The organism is Mucilaginibacter inviolabilis (genome assembly GCF_011089895.1).
GTDB classification, from domain to species: Bacteria; Bacteroidota; Bacteroidia; order Sphingobacteriales; family Sphingobacteriaceae; genus Mucilaginibacter; species Mucilaginibacter inviolabilis.
Genome location: NZ_JAANAT010000001.1, coordinates 3,612,880 through 3,632,620, shown reverse-complemented (window position 1 = coordinate 3,632,620; position 19,741 = coordinate 3,612,880). Strand labels below are relative to the sequence as shown.

Genomic DNA, 19,741 nt, shown 5'->3' with positions numbered 1-19,741 from the left:
TCTTTTTTTGAAATAATTAAGGTAAAATAAACCATGGTTTTTTGGTGTGATAATCCGGATCAAGAGCACCAAAGCTCTTGAGTGAGGGCACGTTCCAGATATACTCTGAATTGTAGCGCGGCCGTACCACATAAACCTGCTTGCCCCCGTTATCCGGATAGAGCGTACCCGGTTTACTAAAGCCCTGGAAAATATTAGTATCGTAATTATACCTACGCTCATCGGCCCAGGCTTCCAGCGATCCCCATACAAACAGCGAGATGAATTTTTGCTGCATGATATCGGCAATAGTTAAGGCGGCCGCACTTTGTTTAACACACGGACCGCTCATATAAGCAGCTATGGCTGCCTGGGATATGAATTTTTGTGTGCCGGTAAGTGATGTAGCCTGCGGCGGATTACTAACAAAATCCAAACTGGCATTAACCCCATTGATGTAGGCTGCATAAGCGCCAGCCTGATCGCCTTTTTTATATAAGGCTTCGGCTTTGAAAAACTGTACTTCGCCATAGGTCATCAACACGCCGCGTGAGTTGTCATTATAAATGTATCGCTGGGCGTAAGGTGCGGTAGTGGGATAAGTAGTTACACCGTTGCCAAACAAAAATGGTATAAGGGTATTGGGATCTGTTGCGTTAGGGTCGCCGTTGGTGCCTATAACACCACGGTATACTTTATCCTTGCTTTGTGATATCAATTGTTTAATACGCGGATCTAAAGTGGTGTCCTGTGTGGCTGATCCTGTAAAAATACGACCATCCAACAAACGCACTATAAAATCTGATTGTTTGTACGGGCCGATATTGCCTCTTGATGGTCCCCAGAAATTGGAATCGCCGGATTGTGAGCCTTTACACTCCACGCTGGCATTATCCGCATTGCTCACAAACGAGCTGTCGGCATATTTTTTTACGTTATCGGCATTAAAGGTGGCTTTGTTGCTGAGGTGAAGGGCGTTCTGAGCCAGTATGGCGTAAATAAATTTGATCCATTTACTGCGATCGCCGTAATACATATAGTCGCCTTTGGCCAGCGTAGGCGATACGATCTGGTTATCTGTTTTAATGGCCAGGTTCATGTAGTTTAAAGCCAGCTGGCAATCCTTCACCACTTCGGCGTAAACAACGGAGCCATCATCATAATCAAAGGTAAGGCGTGTAGGGTCAAAGGCTTCTTTTACAATCATGTGGTCATACAGGTCGCCGCCGGTTTGCCATCCCCAGGCACGTAATGCGTAGCCAACAGCCACATAATCCCATTTCTTTTTAGGAATAGCATCCTGCCATAACAAGGTGATGTTTTGACCCAGACTGAAATAAACGGTACGCCACATTTCGCCGTTAGAGTCGGACGCGGGAGCGTAGCCCTCTTCGTCCCAAATGTTATTGGCTGTGGCCGATCCCCACACCTGGGCATACTGGCCTATATAACGGCTATCGTACCAAACACCACGTGCCATGCCCGCTTGTATAGGCGGCAGCAGGGCAGATGCATCGGCTGTGACCGGTGCATTTGGGTTGGTATTTACATCAATATATTTTTTACAACTGCTTGCCGAAAAAAGCACAAGCATAGTAAGTAAGGAATATTTAAAACTTTTCATGTTGTCGTCTTTTTATAACTTCACTTTTAAACCTAAAGAAATTACCCTCGGCGTAGGTACGGTACCATAATCAAAACCGGCAGCGCCTGTTCCTAAAGTGGAGGAGTTGGTGCCGTTTACATCAGGATCGGCGCCTGAATAATTGGTGATCATAAACACATCCGTAGCGGTAACAAACACACTGGCCGATTTAAATACGCTCTGACGTTTTAATAACGACTGCGGTAATCTGTAGCTTAAGGTGATATCCTTTAACCTTACCCAGTTGATATTGTGCTCAATAAAATCGGCATCAATGGCATTAATATAATAGTTGTTCTGGGTATTAGGCGTAACCTGGATATTGTTGACTGTAGGATTAGCCGAGTTTTCGTTGCCATCTTTTAAAACACCAGGTACAATAATCGGCGTCATGCGATTGAGGGTGCGCTCACTTAGGCCATATTTGGTCATGAAAAGCTCGTTGCCATTAAATACATCGCCGCCTTTGCGTATGTCGAACAGGAAGTTCAGATCAAAATCCTTAAAGGTAAAATGGTTGCCCAGGCCAATGCTGAATTTCGGCTGCCTGTCGCCGGCTACGCCAAAAGTTACGTTGCTGATGGGTAAACCGCTGGTAGGATCTATAAGTACTTTACCGGCATTGTTTCTGGCATAACCGAAAGCGGCAATGTTAGTAGTACTGCTGCCTGGAAACAAGCTGGAGCGCACGTTGGAGTAAATCCAGGTATCGGAGTTATAGTACTCTGGTAAGCCGCCCAGGCTAACTACTTTGCCACGGGCCGCAGTAAAGTTTAATAGTACATCCCAGCTAAAGTCTTTTGATTTAACAGGAGCACCGGTTAAGGATACTTCAAAGCCATGGTTCTTTACTTCGCCGCCGTTGATGTATTCCAATACATAACCCGATGCATAGCTGATGCGTGGGTTAAAGATCTGGTTGGTTGCCTTTACCTGGTAATAGCTGATATCGGCACCTAAACGGCCATTAAAAAATTGAAACTCGGCACCCAGGTCAAGCTCTTTATCGCGCTCGGGCTTCAGGTTGGGATTGTTGCCGGTAACATCATAAGCAAAACCGCCGCCGGTGGTGGTTTGCTGTAATAAGGTCGATCGTATTTTGTAAGGAGCGGCAGGGTCTTTACCCACTTCGGCATAAGATGCCCTTATTTTACCAAATGATAATACAGGGTTATCCTTTAAGCCAGGCAGTTCGGTAAATATAAAACCAAGACCCACTGATGGATAAAAATAATGATCCTGCTGTGTGCCCGATAGTTTGGACGAATACTCTTCACGCGCGGTAGCATTCAGGGTCAGTATTTCTTTATACACTAAACCCAATCTGGCAATACCGGAAAGATAACGTACTTTCTTCACATAGTCTGACGAGCGCTGGGTAGTTGGTGTAGTATTGTTGATGTTGTTAAAATCGGGCTGTATGAATTTTTCGCCGTAATAACCATTGATCTCATCTGAGTTAGAAATAGCTTCGGCACCAACAGCCAGCGTAGTTTTAAAATCGCCAAACTGTTTTTTGCCGGTAGCGAAAAACGAACCGTTGATCTGCAGGTTGCCATCGTTATAATTATCAATAATACCACCTGTTGCAATACCGCTGGTAGATGCAAAGCTGTTTAATGGTGAATTTTGGTAAGATGAGCTGTACTGGCTTACAAAGTTATTACCCGCTGTTGAGGCATAATCAATGCCTGCCAGCGCTCTCAAATTAAGCCAGGAGGTGGCATCAAATGACAGGTCGATATTGCCAATCATGCGGTTGGTTTTGTCGCGGCTAATGTTATTGTGGGCATCCCAAAGCGGGTTGTCAAAGTCGATGGCCCCGTCGGATGTTACATTGGCGGCACTTGCCGGCAGTATCAGTCTGCGGGTTCCATCTGGGTTCAGGTAATTACGCACATCATCATTAGTAGGCCAGGCCAGGGCGTCTATATAAGTGCCTGAGTTGCCTTTATTCAGCTTACGGTTATCAATATTAAAGTAATTGAATGATGCGCTGCTGGTTAATTTAGAGGATATTTTTGACGTTCCTGAAAAGCGCAGCGAAATTTTATCGTTATAGGCTACCGGCAGCACACCTGTAGTGTTGCGGATAGAGGCCGAAAGCCGGTAAGTAGTGATCTCGTTACCGCCTTCAAGGGCCAGGTTATTAATAACCGTGTGGCCGGTTTGCATAATATCCTGCAGGTTATTGTAGGTTTTTGTACCTGGGGCATAGGCCGGTCCAAACAACGTACGTACCGTACCGCTGGTGCTGCCGTTTTGTCCTACGCCATAAACGTCCTGGATTTTAGGAAAACGATAAGCGGTAGCAAAGCCAAAATCATTGTCATAAGTAACCGTACCTGGGCCGGCATGGCCTTTTCTGGTGGTGATCACAATGGCTCCGCCCGAAGCCGATGAACCATATACCGCGGCTGCATCTGCACCTTTCAGTACAGTAACCGATTCAATGTCGTCGGGGTTAATATCCGCAATACGGTTGGTAAAATCCTCCCGGCGATTATCGCCGTTTGATGCCAGGGTGCTTTGATCAACCGCATCATTACTTACCCGGATACCATCAATAACAAACAACGGAGCGTTTGAACCGCCAATGGAATTTAAACCACGTAATACGATGGACGAAGACGCGCCCGGGTTGCCTCCTGTAGGGGTAACTGTAGCGCCTGCCACACGGCCTTGCAGGGCATTGATAAAGTTTTCGCGCTGGGTTTGCTGAATGGCTTCGCCCTTAACCGTTTGCACCGGTGAGGTAGAATAGCGTTTGTCGGCTTTTACACCAAAGCCCACGGTAATAGGCACTTCCTTTAACATGGTAGCATCCGGCTGCATGGCTATGTTCACTACCGTGGCCGCAGCTACTGTCCTCTCCTGGATTTTCATACCTATAAAAGAATAGACGATCACCTGGCCGGGACTAGCAGCAATGGAATAGGTGCCTTTTGAATCGGATTGGGTGCCGGTGTTGGTCCCTTTAATTCTTACAGATACCCCGGGCAGTGGGTTGCCGTCATCTGCCGAGGTGATTTTTCCGGTAATGGTTTGTACTTGCGCCATAGTTTTTAGGGCACAACAGCATAATACCAGGAAAAAAAAGAGTAAACTTTTTTTCATACTTAATTGGGTTAATTATATAGTGTTTGTTAGTTGCAAATTCCCGGGCGAAACCCGTTAAGATAATTTCCGCCGGTACCAGGCGGTAAATCCTGCATAAAACCGCATAGTAATAAAGTCTGTGCTAAATATATGTATAATTTATTTTTAATTATGCGCTATTTATCTGATTTTATTTTATAAGTTGCAAATAACCGCATGTTTATAGTGCGGTATCTTGCAGACCGACTCACCCGGTCTGCGCTTCGCCGGATTACCCTCTCTTCGCCTACGGCGGAAAGAGGGGGCGAAAAGAGCAAAGATTTTTGAATTGAGGAGTAAGGACAAAGCGAGCAAAAAGTCTTTATTCCTTGATCCCATAATCCTTGTTCATCCGCCCTCTTTCCGCCGTAGGCGAAGAGAGGGGCGGCGAGCAAAGCGATGCCGAGGTGAGTTGACTATACGATAGAAGTTATAACCCTATAAACACCATTGATTCAGGATTGATGCAAAAAACTACATTTGTATATGCTTAAAAAGGAACGCCACGCATTTATCATCAAACAAATAAACCTACATAACAAAGTATTATCGGCCGATCTGGCTACGGCGCTGAATGTATCCGAAGATACCATACGCCGTGATCTCATGGAACTGGACGATTCCCGGCAGATTGTGAAAGTTCACGGCGGCGCCCTGTCCAAATCGTTCCACTATCCTTTTCAGCATACCGATATCTATGCGGTTGATGCTAAAAAGGTTATTGCCGGCAAAGCTATCGGCCTTATAAAAAGCGGTATGATGGTGTTAACCGGTGGTGGTACAACCGTATTGGAAATGGTGCAGGCCCTGCCTCAAAATCTGGCGGTTACCATATTTACCATTAGTCCGCTGGTGGCGCTGCAATTGGCCGATCATCCTTTGATTACGGTGATATTGATAGGCGGGGAGTTTTCCAAAGATTCGCAGGTTTGCGTGGGCTCGCAGGTGGTGAACTATCTGCACGAGATTAAGTTTGATATTTGTTTTTTAGGCACCAACGGTATTTCGATAGCCGATGGCGTAACCGATTCTGATCTGAACATTGTACACCTGAAAAAGGCGATGATCAATGCCTCCAACCGCCTGGTAGTGATGTGTATTTCTGAGAAACTAAATTCGGTACAACGGATGAATGTTTGTCCGCTGGCCAAGGTTGATTACCTGATCACCGATCTTGATCCTGACAATTTGGTATTGGATGATTATAGAGAAAAAGGGATACAGCTTTATTGAGAGGTGATTTTATAGCCGAGCGACTACAAAGGCTATAAATGTTGGAAATACCCTTAAAACACGGTTTACATGTAAACCGTGTTTTAAGGGTTTAAATGCATTTAATATATTGATTATGAGTTAATTAATTGCGTGTAAGTCATGAAAAGTGTAAACCCATGTAAACCCACTTTTTAATAAAATGACCTGTCTGATTAATCTCTAATTCATCATCCTGTATTCACTTGGCGACTTTCCCGTTTTTGATTTAAATATTTTGGTGAAGTGCGATGGGTGCTCAAAGCCCAAGCCGTAGGCAATTTCGCTGATAGATTTATTGGTACCCCACAGCAGTGATTTCGCATGGTCAATCAATTCCAGATGGATATGCTCCTGTGTGGTTTTACCGGTGAATTTGCCCAGCAGATCTGAGAGGTAGTTGGGTGAAAGGTTGAGCCTGGAGGCAAAATAACTTACGCTGGGCAAGCCGGTTTCTATGAGGTTATTTTGCGAAAAATAATCTTTCAATAGCTTTTCAAACTGCTGTACCACATCCGAATTAACCCTGGACCGGGTATAAAACTGCCGGTCATAAAAGCGGTTACAGTAATTTAAAAGCAACTCAATATTGCTAACGATGAGTCCCTGCGAATGCTTGTCGATGTTTTGGGCATACTCTTTTTCAATTTTAGCCACACAATCTTTGATGATCAATTTTTCCGCATCCGAAATGTGCAAGGCCTCATTTACCTCATAATTAAAAAACGAATATTGGTGTATCTTCCGGCCCAGATCGGTGCCATGGATCAGATCGGGGTGGATGAAAAGCGCCCAGCCTTCTTCTACAAAAACATCCGGCCCGGGGGCAATAACCTGTCCGGGGGCTGTAAACACCAGGGAGCCCTCACCAAAATCATAATAGCCCTTGCCGTATTTTAAAACACCCTCAAACTTTTTGCAGGAAATGGTGTAAAAACCAAACCGGTAAAATGCATCCACTCTGGGTCGTCGGGCATAAAAGTCGGCATGATCTATAACACTCACCAGGGGATGCTTGGGAGGAGTATAATGTACCATCCGGTGCAGATCGCTGATGGATTCGAGTTCAATATATTTATCGGCCATGTTTTTATTGATCAAATAAAGTTACTATAAAAAAGGGACTTCGTGGAGAGTAAGGATTTTGGGAACAAGGAGCAAGGACTTTTGGGGGAATAAAGATTTTTGGAACAAAGAGCAAGGACTTTTCTTTTTCCTTAGTCCTTGCTCCTTATATCCTTGTTCCTTGCTCCAAAAATCCTTGTTCCAAAAGTCTAAATGCCAAGCTGGCCAACTATCATTTTTTTGAAATCCGCATCATTCATTTGGTGTCTTGCTCCCAATATTGGTTCGGCATCATGCCCTACAGGGTAACGCAGTTTTTCGGTACCATCGGTGGCCGCCTCATAAATAGCTTCGGCTACTTCGTTAAGGTTTTCAGACATTGGCCAGTGTTCTATTGATTGGAGAAATTTATCAAATGGAACCTGGTAATCGCCAGATTCGCCAACGCCGTAAATAGCCATCGAACGGCCAGCAAACTCAGTTTTATAACCACCCGGTTCAACTATTTTTAAGTGGATACCCAATGGATTTAACTCGTATTGGATAGATTCTGTTAAGCCCTCCAAGGCAAATTTAGTGGCATGATAAAGGGATGAGAAGGGGAAAGTAACCTTACCACCTATAGAAGAAACGTTGATGATAACGCCCGATTTTTGCTCACGCATCAGGGGTAATAAAGCTTTGGTCACATCAATCAGTCCAAAGAAATTAACATCAAATTGTTTTTTGATCTCTGCCTCGCTGGCTGCTTCTAATGCGCCAAACGCGCCGTAGCCTGCGTTATTCACCAGTACATCAATCTGGCCAAATTTTTCGATACCGGCTTTCACCGCGTTTTGTATGCTGGCTTTGTCGGTCACATCTAGTTTGGTTAACAAAACCTGGTCGAGTGTTGATAATTCTGTTTCTTTTTCTGGCGAACGCATGGTAGCTATTACGTTCCAGTTGTTTTTATGAAATAATTTAACGGCCTCTTTTCCAAATCCAGAGGAAGCGCCGGTGATTAATACTGTCTTTTTCATTGTTGTTATATTTAATTACTGAAGCAAAGTTGCGCCGAATGGCTGTGGTTGATTTATACTTTTCTACTGATCACTTATACTTTTGGGGGATGAGGGAATGGAATGGTGATCTGTGATTGAAATTAAAAACTCATCACCGTTTATTCCCGTATATAGGGCTATGAGTAAAACCATTATAAAAGGTATAGGGCTGATGCTGATCGCTTTTTACCTGTTCAGCTTTACAGCGAAAGCGCAAAAGCATATTGAAGCCGGCGAAAAAGCGCCCGATTTTTCCTTGTACGATCAAAATGGCAAGCTGTTTAAAATGGCTGACGAGGTGGGTAAACACATCCTGGTTATTTATTTTTACCCTAAAGACGAAAGCATGGTTTGCACCAAAGAAGCCTGCGCTTTTCGCGATAGTTTTAATGATTTTACTAAAGCCGGGGCCAAAGTGATTGGCATCAACGGTGGGACAGTAGCCAGTCATAAAGGTTTTGTTGATCATTACAAATTACCTTTCACCTTACTGAGCGACCCGGACAATAGGGTTTACAATTTGTTTGGGGTGAAAAAGAAATTCTTCATGTCGGGCAGGGAAACTTTTATTGTTGATTTGAAAGGCAACGTGGTGTATACGCACGCGGCTATGCTGGAAGGTAAAGAACATGCCGATGATGCCATGAAGTTTATCAGGTCGTCAAAATAACAGCCTATGATAACCACCTTAAAAATAATCTTTAGCATCCTGTTTGTATGGATGAGCTACGTGGTGATCTCCACAAGCATGGAAAGCAATTTAATTAAGGAATGGGATTTCCTGGGATCGATACCCTGGATGCGGGCTACGCTATGGGATTTTTATGCCAATGTGCTGGTTATCTATCTGTGGGTTTGCTATAAAGAGAAAGGCGTTTTACTTAAAATTGTATGGCTCGTGCTATTAGTGATGCTGGGTAGTATTGCCACTATAGCTTTTGTGCTCATCCAACTGTTTCACCTAAAAGAAAACGAAGGGTTGAAAGAACTCTTTACCGCCAGAAATGAATAGCCATTCTTTACCATGCCTCATTATTTATTGCCTGCTGGCTTGCTGCAGCATCATGCTGCTGGTATGGTTTTGGGCGCGGAAAATAAAAAATGCCGGTGTGGTTGATATCTTCTGGTCGTATAATTTTCCGGTTATCGGTGTAATACTATGGCTGCTGGCTCCCGGTTTCGCTACGCGCAGGCATCTGATCTGTGCTATGGTGATATTGGCCGGTTTGCGTTTAGGCACACACCTGGCCATCCGCATACTGAAACATATTAAGGAGGAAGAGGGCCGATACCAGCAATTACGAAAAGAATGGGCGCCCAATCCCGATCGCAAATTTTTCTTTTTCTTCCAGTTTCAGGCCATTTCCAATGTGCTGCTGGCCATACCCTTTTTTATCAGTGCGATGGATACCAATCCGCAGTTATCCGCATTTGAATACGCGGGTTTTGCACTATGGTTTATCAGCGTAACCGGCGAAACTATTGCCGACAGGCAGCTGGCCGCATTCAAACGCGATCCGGCCAATAAGGGCAAAGTATGTTCAGAAGGCTTGTGGAATTATTCGCGCCACCCCAATTATTTTTTCGAATGGCTGATGTGGGTATCATACTTTGTATTTGCGCTGGGCTCGCCTTATGGATATGTGGCTGTGATCAGTCCGGCTATTATATTATACCTCTTGTTAAAAGTAACGGGCATTCCGGCTACCGAAGAGCAGTCGTTACGTTCCAAAGGCGAGGCTTTTAAAAAATACCAGGCCAGCACCAGTGTGTTTATTCCCTGGTTTAAACGTCCCTAGCCTCCTGAAGGGGGGAACTTCTTTGCACCCTTGTCCGTGTCGTCACAGACATCCGGTAGAAGCATTTGATATCATCAGTTTTTTTAGGTATCTTTATATACAACGGCCCGGTTTTCCTTTTATCAGGAAAACCGGGCCGTTCTGTTAAGGAAATAAAAGACCAAAAAATCGACTATTTGGTGCAGAGTTATTTGAATATCAATAATTTAATGCTTTTTAAAGCTTTCAAAACCATGTTTTAATTTGTTAAAAAGTGTTAAAATTGATGGTTTTGAACTGGTTTTCGAGTGTTTTTCGTCAGTTTTTGCCTCGTTTTGAGGCAGAAAAGTGTTAAAATAAAAGTTTAAAAAGTTTTTTGTACAAAATGTGGGAGGTGATACAATCCAAAAAGTTGTAAAACACGTAATATCCTTTAAAAACAAGGCTTACATCGTATCGCGTAAAAATCGTTATACGGATATCCTAAACTTATGTGGTACGATAAACTAATAGAACAAAACAAGGTTCCTGATTTTTTACTGAGACAGGGTATCCGCAAACTTTTAAAACAACGCCTCGCCGATGAAAATAAAGGTGGTGTAGAACAGCAACAAGCACACTTAATGGAGCTGATTTCCCAGTTAAAAGCCTCGCCTATAGCGGTAAATACAGCCGATGCCAACCAGCAGCATTATGAGGTACCAACAGCGTTTTACCAATACTGCCTGGGTAAAAACCTGAAATATTCGTCAGGCTACTGGAAACCCGGTGTAACCGATATTGATACTTCCGAAACAGATATGCTGGAACTAACCTGCCAGCGTGCCGAGCTGGAAAACGGGCAGCAGGTATTGGAGCTGGGTTGCGGCTGGGGCTCGTTATCGCTGTATATGGCCGCAAGGTATCCTGGTAGCACCTTTAAAGTGGTATCCAACTCGCGCACGCAAAAAGTATACATTGATGAGCAGGCTAAACAGCGGGGTATTAAAAACCTCACAGTGATCACTGCGGATATTAACGTTTTTACCATCGATGATAAATTTGACCGGGTGGTATCGGTAGAGATGTTTGAGCATATGCGTAATTACCAGTTGTTAATGGCTAAAGTAGCTTCGTTTTTAAAACCAGATGGTAAACTGTGGATCCATATTTTTACCCATAAGGAGTATGCTTACCTTTTTGAGGTAATTGACGAAACCGACTGGATGAGCAAGTACTTTTTTACTGGTGGTATCATGCCTTCGGACGATCTGATGTCGTATTTTAATGATGATCTGGTAGTTGAAAAGCACTGGCATGTAAATGGTACGCACTATGGCAAAACATCCGAAGCCTGGCTGGTAAATATGGATGCCCATAAAAAAGAGATCATGCCATTGTTTGAGGAAACCTATGGCAAAAATGAGGCATTGAAATGGTGGGTTTACTGGCGTATTTTTTATATGGCCTGCGCCGAACTATGGAACTTTAACCAGGGTAACGAATGGCTGGTGAGCCATTACCTTTTTCATAAAACACAAAAATGATCAGGCTGATACTACTTCTTATATTATTTCTGCTTTCTCTGCTAACAGTATTCAAAGCTCCTGCTTACTACCTGTGGCTGGCCGCCATTGTAGTGGCCGAATACCCGGTTATATTTATTGGCCTGACAACCGTATTCACTGTTTCGGGGGTATGGATAAGCTCATACCGAACTGCAGGTACTGCGCTGGGTATTGTAACATTACTGCTGTTTATTTCGCCAATAGTAAGAGCTTATATCATTGCCGGGAATCTTCAACCTGATATGACCACGACTTTAGGTGGCATACACAGCGACAGTTCACCGACAGTTTTCAGTGCAGGTCAACAGCCATTTAGTTTGATGAAGCTTTTGAAAAGTACCCCGGCATTAGCTTATAAAACTTATCCATATATAAGTTATCCGGATATTACTTTGAACCTCGACTTTTATCAATCGCGCGTGTTGGGTAAACGACCTTGTGTTATTGTGATACACGGTGGCTCCTGGAGCAGTGGGGATAGCCAGCAATTACCGGAGCTGAACAGTATTCTGGCAGAACAGGGGTATCACGTGGCAGCCATCAATTATCGACTTGCCCCCAAATACCAAACACCTGCGCCGGTTGAAGACATTAAAAACTGTCTCGAATATTTACGCCATCATGCCGATGAGCTATATATCGATACCAACAAATTCGTGCTGCTGGGCCGGTCGGCTGGGGCTCAGATAGCTTTGCTGGCGGCTTATACCCTGCATGATGCTTCTATAAAAGGAGTGATTGATTTTTATGGCCCGGCCGATATGGTTTGGGGGTATTCTATACCCTCCAATCCCCTGATCATGGATTCGCGCAAGGTGATGGTGAATTACATAGGCGGCCCTTATGAGCAGGTGCCTGCCAAATACGTGGCTTGCTCGCCATTGGAGTTTGTAAGCCGGCAATCGCCGCCGACGCTTATTATTCATGGTGCAAATGATGTATTGGTAGCCTATGAACATAGCCGCAGATTGAACCAGAAACTACAGCAAAACGGCATCAAACATTATTGGTTAAAACTGCCCTGGGCCACGCACGGTTTTGATTACCATTTGAATGGCCCGGGCGGGCAGCTATCTACCTATGCGGTTGAAACTTTTTTAAATACTATAACTCAATAATATGCACAAAACGGCCATCATCGGTACCGGTATTGCCGGCATGGGATGCGGACATTTTTTACAGAAAGAAACCGATCTTACCTTCTACGAACAGAATAACTACATCGGCGGGCATACCAATACCGTTACTGTTGATGAGGATGGTAAGCCCGTGTATATTGATACTGGTTTTATGGTGTTTAACTATAAAACTTACCCCAATCTTTGTCGCCTTTTTGAGGAGATAGGCGCTCCGGTTAAAAAGACCGACATGTCATTTAGCGTACAACATGTGCCTACCGGTCTGGAGTATAGCGGCTCTAGTGTTAATCATTTATTCGCGCAGCGTAAAAACATATTTAGTCCCCGCTATATCAAAATGCTGATGCAGATTGGCAGGTTCAATAAAGAGAGTGTTCAAATACTGGACAATCCTAAATATGCCGATTACTCCATCGGCAGGTACATTAAGGAGTTTGGTTATAGTGATGATATGCTGTGGAAATACCTGGTACCTATGAGCTCGGCGGTATGGTCAACCCCGATGGAGCAGATGCTTGATTTTCCGGCGGTAACTCTTATCCGGTTTTTTCTGAATCATGGTTTTTTAGGGCTGGATACGCAACATCAATGGTATACACCGGTAGATGGTAGTCAATCATACCGGGAAATCCTGATCCGGCCATTTAAGGATCGGATTTATGTGGGTCGTAAAGCCATTAAGGTATCTCGCAATGCGGATGGTAAAGCTACTGTTCATGCTGCCGACGGCTCACGGGAGGTGTTTGATAGAGTGATTATTGCCAGTCACGGCGACCAGGCCCTAGCCATGCTCGATGAACCCACGCCAAACGAGCAAAGGCTGTTATCAAATTTTAAGTATCAATATAACAAAGCTACCCTGCATACCGACGAAGGCGTGATGCCCAAAACAAAACTGGCCTGGAGCAGCTGGAATTACCGCATACAAATGCAGCAGGATAAACTATTACCCAGCACTATTTACTGGATGAACAAATTGCAAGGCGTGTCTGAAAAAAAGAATTACTTTGTTTCTATCAATCCGCATGATAATATCGACGAGAAAAAAATCATCAAAGAGATAGATTACGAACATCCGCTGTTTGACGTACCCGCTATTAACGCTCAGGCAGAGTTGCACCAATTGAATGAGCAGGGACCTATCTATTTCTGCGGCAGCTATTTTAAATATGGCTTTCATGAAGATGCCTTCGCCAGTGCGGTTAAGCTGTGTTCTCACTTATTGGGCCGACCGGTTTACGGCGATATAAACCAACCAGGTACTTCATACGTATATTAAATTATGGCAAGCGGCGCAATTAACTCCTGTTTATATAAGGCAAAGGTGATGCACCATCGCATGGCCCCAAAAGTACACCGCTTCCATTACCATATATTTATGTTTTACCTCGATCTGGATGAAATAGATGGATTAAATAAACGGTTGAAACTGATGAGCCGCAACCGCTTCAATCTATTCAACTTCAGAGATAAAGATCATTTGCAATTACCGCGCGAAAAGCCGGATATCTCCAAAAATACCAGGGAGCATATCAATAACTATCTGCAGACACAGGGTATTGTTATGGCGCCTAAGCGGATCATGGTGTTAACCAACCTGTGTACCTTAGGTTACCAGTTTAATCCGGTGTCTTTTTATTTTTGTTTTGATGATGATGACCGGCCCGTTTGCTCGGTTGTAGAGGTTTGTAATACCTTTCGGGAAATGAAGCCTTATTTTTTAGGTGCCGAAACACAGCAGGCCAGCAGTTTTAAGCTCAATACCGAAAAATATTTCTACGTATCGCCATTCATCGATATGGATACCAATTTTGATTTTGATCTGCAAATACCCGGCGAAAAATTACAAGTGAAAATTGATGATTATGACCGTGAAGGCAAGCGGTTTTTTATCAGCACCCTTAGTGGTAGCCGTAAACCTTTAACAGATGCTAATTTGCTGCTTTATTTTTTGAGTTTCCCGCTTATTACACTCCAGGTAATCACGTTGATCCATTGGCAGGCTTTAAAATTGTGGTTCAAAAAACTGCCCTTTCATCGTAAGGGCGATAATCTGCAGCTTCAAAAAGAGGTATACCGTCCCTATCCATCAAAATATGTATCCTGATCAAAAACTGTTTATAATATATAATCCGTATATGCTTTAAACATAAACACTACAGCATATACTTACTAATGGATAATACACTCGCCATTGCCGGACGTACCGGTATTTACCAGGACATTGTTTTAAAGCTTTTGTACAAGATGGATAAAGGAACCCTTTATCTGACTTTGCCATGCGGAGAGATATTAACGATGGGTACAGGCGAGGGTAATATTACAGCAAGCATAACTATAAACGACGAAGCTTTCTACAAACGGATTATATTATATGGAGATATTGGCTTTGGAGAGGCCTATACTGATGGACTTTGGGATACTGATAATATTACCAACGTTATTAAATGGGTGCTCCTAAACATTGAAAATGCCCCTGGCGTATCTGGCAGCCGAACAAAAACCATAGCCCTTAATCTGTTTAAATGGTTCAATAAGCTATATCATTCTAAAAGAGCCAACACGGTTAGCGGATCACGGAAAAACATAGCAGAGCATTACGATTTGAATAATGACTTTTTTGCCAGTTTCCTGGATCCTACCATGACCTATTCCAGTGCTTATTTTTATCGTGATGGACTGAGTTTACAGGAGGCTCAATTGGCAAAATATGAGCGTTTGTGCCGTCAGCTGCATTTAAAACCGCATGACCATGTGTTAGAGATAGGTAGTGGTTGGGGTGGTAATGCCATATATATGGCCCAAACTTACGGTTGTAAAGTCACTTCTTTAACCATATCCGAAGAACAGCATAAACTGGCAGTTGAACGTGTTGAAGCCGCGGGTTTAAGTGATAGAGTTAAAATTTTATTGCAGGATTACCGGCTGATGGAAGGTCAGTTTGACAAGATTGTATCGGTAGAAATGCTGGAAGCCGTTGGCCACAAATTCCTGGATGGTTATTTCAAAAAATGTCACGAACTGCTCAAGAAAAGTGGGATACTGGCTATACAGGTAATTACCTCGCCCGATTCCAGGTACGATAGCCTGCGTAAGGGTGTCGATTGGATACAAAAACATATTTTCCCGGGTTCATTGCTGCCATCGGTGGCGGCTATCAATGGCTCTGTGAATCGTACAGGCGATATGACCCTGATAGACATTAAAGACTTAGGTATTGATTATGCCAAAACTTTAAGGCTATGGCATGATCAGTTCAACAACAACCTTTCGAAAATTAAAATGCTTGGTTTTGATGATACCTTTATCCGCAAATGGAATTACTATTTCTGCTACTGCGAAGCTGCCTTTACCATGCGTAACATTAACGTAATGCACCTGGTATACTCCCGGCCAAATAATATTAGCTATTAAGTTACTCCAGTGTAAGGCTATTTTCTATCATTTTGATAATATGCTAGTCTCAAAATGATAGGAAAGTTTTTGCCTGCTTTTATAAATCGGCCCATTTTATTGATTTAATGCTTGTTTTAGACCAATTTAACAGTAATAAGTGCTTTATGGCATTTTATTGGTTTAAGCGTCCTGATTTAATATTATATCATGGCACCAATTTATATCATACTTAGAATAGTAGCTTTATTAGCGGTTATTATTATTCCGTTAGCTAGCCCTAAAAGAAAAAAAACAGCAATTGCGACTGGATTAAGCAAATTTGCAGTAAACGAAGAAGGATATCTTGAACATTACATCGATAATCCGATGCAACCCCACTCCGTACAATAACCCAATATTGCTTAAATTGAAAAAAAGCCTTTCATTTTGATAGGTTTTTTTTATGCCTTGGCACAGGGTTGAAAAATAAAATCTGCATTTAAATGGACTAAACACATAAATATGCGTCGACCAGTGAAATGGGCATTCTTTTGGCAATGGAGTATATACAGTTATAAAAACAATCCATGCTTGTAACTGAAATAAACTAAAAAAATAAATGGAAGATGAACGAATTATTATAAGGTCAGCTATTCCGTCTGACGTGGTTTTTGCCGACCAGATTATCCATGAAATGGAAAGTTCCGCAATAGCCAGGGGCTCGGGAATATCCAAAAGATCTGCAGCCGCTATAATAGAAAAAATTGATGAAGGCAAAGCGATAGTTGCCATCACCGAAAACGGCGAATGGGTTGGTTTCTCCTACATTGAAACCTGGGACAATGAAAAATTTGTTTCCAATAGTGGTCTTATCGTATCTCCTAAACACCGTAACCAGGGTGTAGCTTCCCAAATTAAAACACAAATATTTGAATTATCCCGAACTAAGTACCCATCTGCAAAGGTGTTCAGTATCACCTCGGGTTTAGCCATTATGAAAATGAATACCAAGCTCGGTTTTGAACCCGTAACCTATAGTGAGGTTGCACAGGAAGCCAGATTTTGGGACAGCTGTAAAAGCTGTGTTAACTACGATGTATTGCAAAATAAAAACAGGTGCAATTGTTTGTGCACCGCCATGTTATTTGATCCACAGTTAAACTAATTATTTATGGTTATGATAAAAGATTTGAATGAGCGGGCGGATGTTTCTCCGTTATGGACAGGCCTGCCTATGAACGCACAGCTTTTTAGTGAGTCGGTAAGTTTGCTGCAACAATTGATTAAAACCCCTTCATTTAGTGGCAACGAAGGGGCCGTGGCGGATATTGTGCAGCGGTATCTGGCTGGTTACTCTATCAAAGTAAAAAGAAAAGGGAATAACCTTTGGTGCTATAATAAATATTACGACAGTACTAAACCCACCATTTTACTCAATTCTCATTTGGATACCGTTAAGCCTAATGAAGGTTATACGAATGACCCCTTTTGTCCCGAAATAGCCTTGGGGAAATTATATGGGCTGGGCAGCAATGATGCTGGGGGTTGCCTGGTATCACTTATAGCTACCTTTCTGCATTTTTATTGTTATCAGGGCCTTGGGTTTAACCTGTGCCTGGCAGCAACTGCCGAGGAGGAAAACTCCGGTCAAAATGGAATTAAATCCATTCTACCCTTGCTGGGTAAACTGGAATTAGCCATAGTAGGCGAACCTACCTTATTACAAATGGCAGTTGCCGAAAAAGGGAACCTGGTGATCGACTGCATAAGCAACGGCCGTTCAGGCCATGCTGCCAGGGAAGAAGGAGATAACGCCATTCACAAATGTCTGAAGGATCTGGACTGGTTCAGGAATTATCAGTTTCCGCAGCAGTTGAGCGGGCTATCACCTGTAAAAATGACCATTACCATCATCAAATCGGGCCTGCAACATAATATTGTTCCAGCTTTATGTGAGTTTACTGTTGATATCCGTAATGATGATACCTACACCCAGCAGGAGATCCTGGATACCATCAAAAAGAATGTATCATGCCAAATCACGGTCCGCCCGGGATCATTAGGGGCATCTTCGGTTCCCATTGATCATCCCATTGTGAAGGCAGGCATAGCCATAGGATGTAAAACCTACAGTTCACCAACCACTTCAGATCAGGCATGGTTAACCATTCCATCAGTAAAAATAGGCCCGGGCGATTCGGCCAGATCTCATTCTTCGGATGAGTTTATCTATCTCGAAGAGATCAAAAAAGGGATCAACACCTATGTGCGGTTATTGGAAACCCTGCCGCTGATGTTGATCAACAATCCAAATAAGTACAGAAATGAAATCAAACATATTAATAATTGATGACGAGGTTAAGCTCAGCGAATTACTGGCCCGTATACTAAGCCTGGAAGGGTATCATGTAGTACAGGCATCTAATGCCAAAGCAGGCATACGTATAGTTGAGCGTGAGGATATTATGGTTGTTTTGAGTGATGTAAAATTACCCGACGCCAATGGGGTAGACCTGGTAAGCAAGATCAAACAAATCAAACCTTATATCGAGGTGATCAATCTTACTGCCTTTGGTACTATCAGTGATGGGGTTTTAGCCATCAAGAACGGAGCCTTTGATTATCTCACCAAAGGTGATGATAATGATAAGATCATACCTATGGTGAGTAAAGCTATACAAAAGGCAAACTTACAATACCAGGTGAGTGAACTACAGGATCAGGTAGAAGCACAGCATGGATTCCCTATAGTTTTAGGAAGATCCCCCGCTATTTTAGAGGCCGTTGAATTGGCAAGAAAGGTAGCGAGAACGGATGCTACTGTTTTACTGTTAGGTGAAACGGGTACAGGCAAAGAGGTGTTTGCCGAAGCCATACATTATGAGAGTCTAAGAAAAGATAAACCCTTTGTGGCGGTTAACTGCAGCGCATTTAGTAAAGAATTGTTGGAAAGCGAGTTGTTTGGCTATAAGGCCGGGGCGTTTACCGGGGCTGTTAAAGATAAAAAAGGCTTATTTGAAGAAGCCAGTGGTGGAACTATTTTTTTAGATGAATTAGGAGAAATGAGTCATGACTTGCAAGCTAAATTACTGCGCGTATTGGAAAATGGTACTTTTATTAAAATTGGCGAAACAAAAACCACCAAAATAAATGTACGCTTGATTGCCGCTACTAACCGCGACCTGCAAAAAGAATCAGAAGAAGGACATTTTAGGCTTGATTTGTTTTACCGTTTGTCCGGATTTTCCATTGTATTACCTCCATTACGTGAACGGATAGGGGATATAGAGGTATTGGCCCGGCATTTTATAAAAGTTTACTCTGCTAAGGTTAAAAAGAAAATACCTGATGTAGATGCAACCTTTTTGAAGCTGTTGAACCAACACAAGTGGAACGGGAATATCCGGGAGCTAAAAAATGTGATAGAAAGGGTAATTATCCTAATGGATGAGCCACTACTTACCCCAAAGCTGTTACCTTATGAATTTCATAATGGTGGCTATTATGACCTGGTTGCGCTTGATCTGCACAGCGTGGAGAGACACCACATCAGGCGTATATTAAAATACACCAAGGGCAATAAAACCGAGGCCGCCAGGATACTCGGTATTGGCCTGGCAACACTCTACCGCAAAATTGAGGAATACCAAATACTCATGAACTGATCAAAATGAGAAAACCGTCTTAATAAAGTGAGACGGTTTTCTTTTGATAAGCAGCGTCAGAAAAGTAAAATTTATAATAAGTTGCTGATAATCAATTAATATATACCGGGTGTGCC

Annotated in this window: 17 protein-coding genes; 13 read left to right on the top strand and 4 right to left on the bottom strand. The window is 43.0% G+C overall.

Annotated elements, in window-relative coordinates; genetic code table 11:
- Positions 1–16: 16 nt before the first annotated feature.
- Both G7092_RS14975 and G7092_RS14970 read right to left on the bottom strand, forming a co-directional pair.
- A complete protein-coding gene (locus tag G7092_RS14975; RefSeq protein ID WP_166090589.1) occupies positions 17–1,603 on the bottom strand; it encodes a SusD/RagB family nutrient-binding outer membrane lipoprotein in 1,587 nt (528 codons plus the stop codon).
- Positions 1,604–1,615: 12 nt separating this feature from the next.
- The gene (locus G7092_RS14970; protein ID WP_166090588.1) at positions 1,616–4,741 is read right to left on the bottom strand and encodes a SusC/RagA family TonB-linked outer membrane protein; all 3,126 of its coding nucleotides are present in this window, start codon (positions 4,739–4,741) and stop codon (positions 1,616–1,618) included.
- 507 nt (positions 4,742–5,248) lie between these two features.
- On the opposite strand from G7092_RS14970, the gene G7092_RS14965 reads away from it, so the two are divergent.
- Positions 5,249–5,995 carry a DeoR/GlpR family DNA-binding transcription regulator gene (locus G7092_RS14965; protein ID WP_166090586.1) on the top strand — a complete coding sequence of 249 codons (747 nt, stop codon included), beginning with the start codon at positions 5,249–5,251 and terminating at the stop codon, positions 5,993–5,995.
- 201 nt (positions 5,996–6,196) lie between these two features.
- On the opposite strand, the gene G7092_RS14960 is transcribed toward G7092_RS14965, so the two are convergent.
- Both G7092_RS14960 and G7092_RS14955 read right to left on the bottom strand, forming a co-directional pair.
- On the bottom strand, positions 6,197–7,099 hold the full coding sequence (locus G7092_RS14960) for a helix-turn-helix domain-containing protein (protein WP_166090585.1): 903 nt from the start codon (positions 7,097–7,099) through the stop codon (positions 6,197–6,199).
- Positions 7,100–7,287: 188 nt separating this feature from the next.
- Positions 7,288–8,100: an SDR family oxidoreductase gene (locus tag G7092_RS14955; RefSeq protein WP_166090583.1), complete on the bottom strand. Its 813-nt coding sequence runs from the start codon at positions 8,098–8,100 to the stop codon at positions 7,288–7,290.
- A gap of 160 nt (positions 8,101–8,260) precedes the next feature.
- On the opposite strand from G7092_RS14955, the gene G7092_RS14950 reads away from it, so the two are divergent.
- From G7092_RS14950 to G7092_RS14895, 12 genes are all read left to right on the top strand, one after another.
- Positions 8,261–8,791, top strand: a complete 531-nt coding sequence (locus tag G7092_RS14950) for a peroxiredoxin (protein WP_235953831.1) — start codon at positions 8,261–8,263, stop codon at positions 8,789–8,791.
- Between the two features lie 6 nt (positions 8,792–8,797).
- On the top strand, positions 8,798–9,133 hold the full coding sequence (locus G7092_RS14945; protein WP_166090581.1) for a DUF1475 family protein: 336 nt from the start codon (positions 8,798–8,800) through the stop codon (positions 9,131–9,133).
- Positions 9,126–9,920, top strand: a complete 795-nt coding sequence (locus tag G7092_RS14940) for a DUF1295 domain-containing protein (RefSeq protein WP_166090580.1) — start codon at positions 9,126–9,128, stop codon at positions 9,918–9,920. The genes G7092_RS14945 and G7092_RS14940 overlap by 8 nt, the downstream gene beginning before the upstream one ends.
- A gap of 470 nt (positions 9,921–10,390) precedes the next feature.
- The gene (locus G7092_RS14935) at positions 10,391–11,425 is read left to right on the top strand and encodes an SAM-dependent methyltransferase (protein WP_166090578.1); all 1,035 of its coding nucleotides are present in this window, start codon (positions 10,391–10,393) and stop codon (positions 11,423–11,425) included.
- Entirely contained in the window at positions 11,422–12,564 is a 1,143-nt protein-coding gene (locus G7092_RS14930; protein WP_166090577.1) for an alpha/beta hydrolase, read from the top strand. Before G7092_RS14935 ends, G7092_RS14930 begins: the two co-directional genes overlap by 4 nt.
- A 1-nt stretch (position 12,565) precedes the next feature.
- Positions 12,566–13,864: an NAD(P)/FAD-dependent oxidoreductase gene (locus G7092_RS14925; protein ID WP_166090576.1), complete on the top strand. Its 1,299-nt coding sequence runs from the start codon at positions 12,566–12,568 to the stop codon at positions 13,862–13,864.
- 3 nt (positions 13,865–13,867) lie between these two features.
- A complete protein-coding gene (locus tag G7092_RS14920) occupies positions 13,868–14,692 on the top strand; it encodes a DUF1365 domain-containing protein (RefSeq protein ID WP_166090575.1) in 825 nt (274 codons plus the stop codon).
- Positions 14,693–14,760: 68 nt separating this feature from the next.
- Positions 14,761–15,999, top strand: coding sequence for an SAM-dependent methyltransferase (locus tag G7092_RS14915; protein WP_166090574.1), 1,239 nt, complete (start codon positions 14,761–14,763; stop codon positions 15,997–15,999).
- A gap of 189 nt (positions 16,000–16,188) precedes the next feature.
- Positions 16,189–16,371 (top strand): hypothetical protein, encoded by a 183-nt coding sequence (locus G7092_RS14910; protein WP_166090573.1) that lies wholly within the window; start codon positions 16,189–16,191, stop codon positions 16,369–16,371.
- A 208-nt stretch (positions 16,372–16,579) separates the two neighbouring features.
- Positions 16,580–17,125, top strand: coding sequence for a GNAT family N-acetyltransferase (locus tag G7092_RS14905; protein ID WP_166090572.1), 546 nt, complete (start codon positions 16,580–16,582; stop codon positions 17,123–17,125).
- A 12-nt stretch (positions 17,126–17,137) separates the two neighbouring features.
- Entirely contained in the window at positions 17,138–18,310 is a 1,173-nt protein-coding gene (locus G7092_RS14900; protein ID WP_317169996.1) for a M20 family metallo-hydrolase, read from the top strand.
- Positions 18,285–19,625 (top strand): sigma-54-dependent transcriptional regulator, encoded by a 1,341-nt coding sequence (locus tag G7092_RS14895; RefSeq protein ID WP_166090571.1) that lies wholly within the window; start codon positions 18,285–18,287, stop codon positions 19,623–19,625. The genes G7092_RS14900 and G7092_RS14895 overlap by 26 nt, the downstream gene beginning before the upstream one ends.
- Positions 19,626–19,741 lie beyond the last annotated feature (116 nt).

Excerpts from the sequence above, each read along its gene's own strand:
- G7092_RS14975 (WP_166090589.1), bottom strand. The coding sequence starts at position 1,603 with ATGAAAAGTTTTAAATATTCCTTACTTACTATGCTTGTGCTTTTTTCG.
- G7092_RS14970 (WP_166090588.1), bottom strand. The coding sequence starts at position 4,741 with ATGAAAAAAAGTTTACTCTTTTTTTTCCTGGTATTATGCTGTTGTGCC.
- G7092_RS14965 (WP_166090586.1), top strand. The coding sequence starts at position 5,249 with ATGCTTAAAAAGGAACGCCACGCATTTATCATCAAACAAATAAACCTA.
- G7092_RS14960 (WP_166090585.1), bottom strand. The coding sequence starts at position 7,099 with ATGGCCGATAAATATATTGAACTCGAATCCATCAGCGATCTGCACCGG.
- G7092_RS14955 (WP_166090583.1), bottom strand. The coding sequence starts at position 8,100 with ATGAAAAAGACAGTATTAATCACCGGCGCTTCCTCTGGATTTGGAAAA.
- G7092_RS14950 (WP_235953831.1), top strand. The coding sequence starts at position 8,261 with ATGAGTAAAACCATTATAAAAGGTATAGGGCTGATGCTGATCGCTTTT.
- G7092_RS14945 (WP_166090581.1), top strand. The coding sequence starts at position 8,798 with ATGATAACCACCTTAAAAATAATCTTTAGCATCCTGTTTGTATGGATG.
- G7092_RS14940 (WP_166090580.1), top strand. The coding sequence starts at position 9,126 with ATGAATAGCCATTCTTTACCATGCCTCATTATTTATTGCCTGCTGGCT.
- G7092_RS14935 (WP_166090578.1), top strand. The coding sequence starts at position 10,391 with ATGTGGTACGATAAACTAATAGAACAAAACAAGGTTCCTGATTTTTTA.
- G7092_RS14930 (WP_166090577.1), top strand. The coding sequence starts at position 11,422 with ATGATCAGGCTGATACTACTTCTTATATTATTTCTGCTTTCTCTGCTA.
- G7092_RS14925 (WP_166090576.1), top strand. The coding sequence starts at position 12,566 with ATGCACAAAACGGCCATCATCGGTACCGGTATTGCCGGCATGGGATGC.
- G7092_RS14920 (WP_166090575.1), top strand. The coding sequence starts at position 13,868 with ATGGCAAGCGGCGCAATTAACTCCTGTTTATATAAGGCAAAGGTGATG.
- G7092_RS14915 (WP_166090574.1), top strand. The coding sequence starts at position 14,761 with ATGGATAATACACTCGCCATTGCCGGACGTACCGGTATTTACCAGGAC.
- G7092_RS14910 (WP_166090573.1), top strand. The coding sequence starts at position 16,189 with ATGGCACCAATTTATATCATACTTAGAATAGTAGCTTTATTAGCGGTT.
- G7092_RS14905 (WP_166090572.1), top strand. The coding sequence starts at position 16,580 with ATGGAAGATGAACGAATTATTATAAGGTCAGCTATTCCGTCTGACGTG.
- G7092_RS14900 (WP_317169996.1), top strand. The coding sequence starts at position 17,138 with ATGATAAAAGATTTGAATGAGCGGGCGGATGTTTCTCCGTTATGGACA.
- G7092_RS14895 (WP_166090571.1), top strand. The coding sequence starts at position 18,285 with ATGAAATCAAACATATTAATAATTGATGACGAGGTTAAGCTCAGCGAA.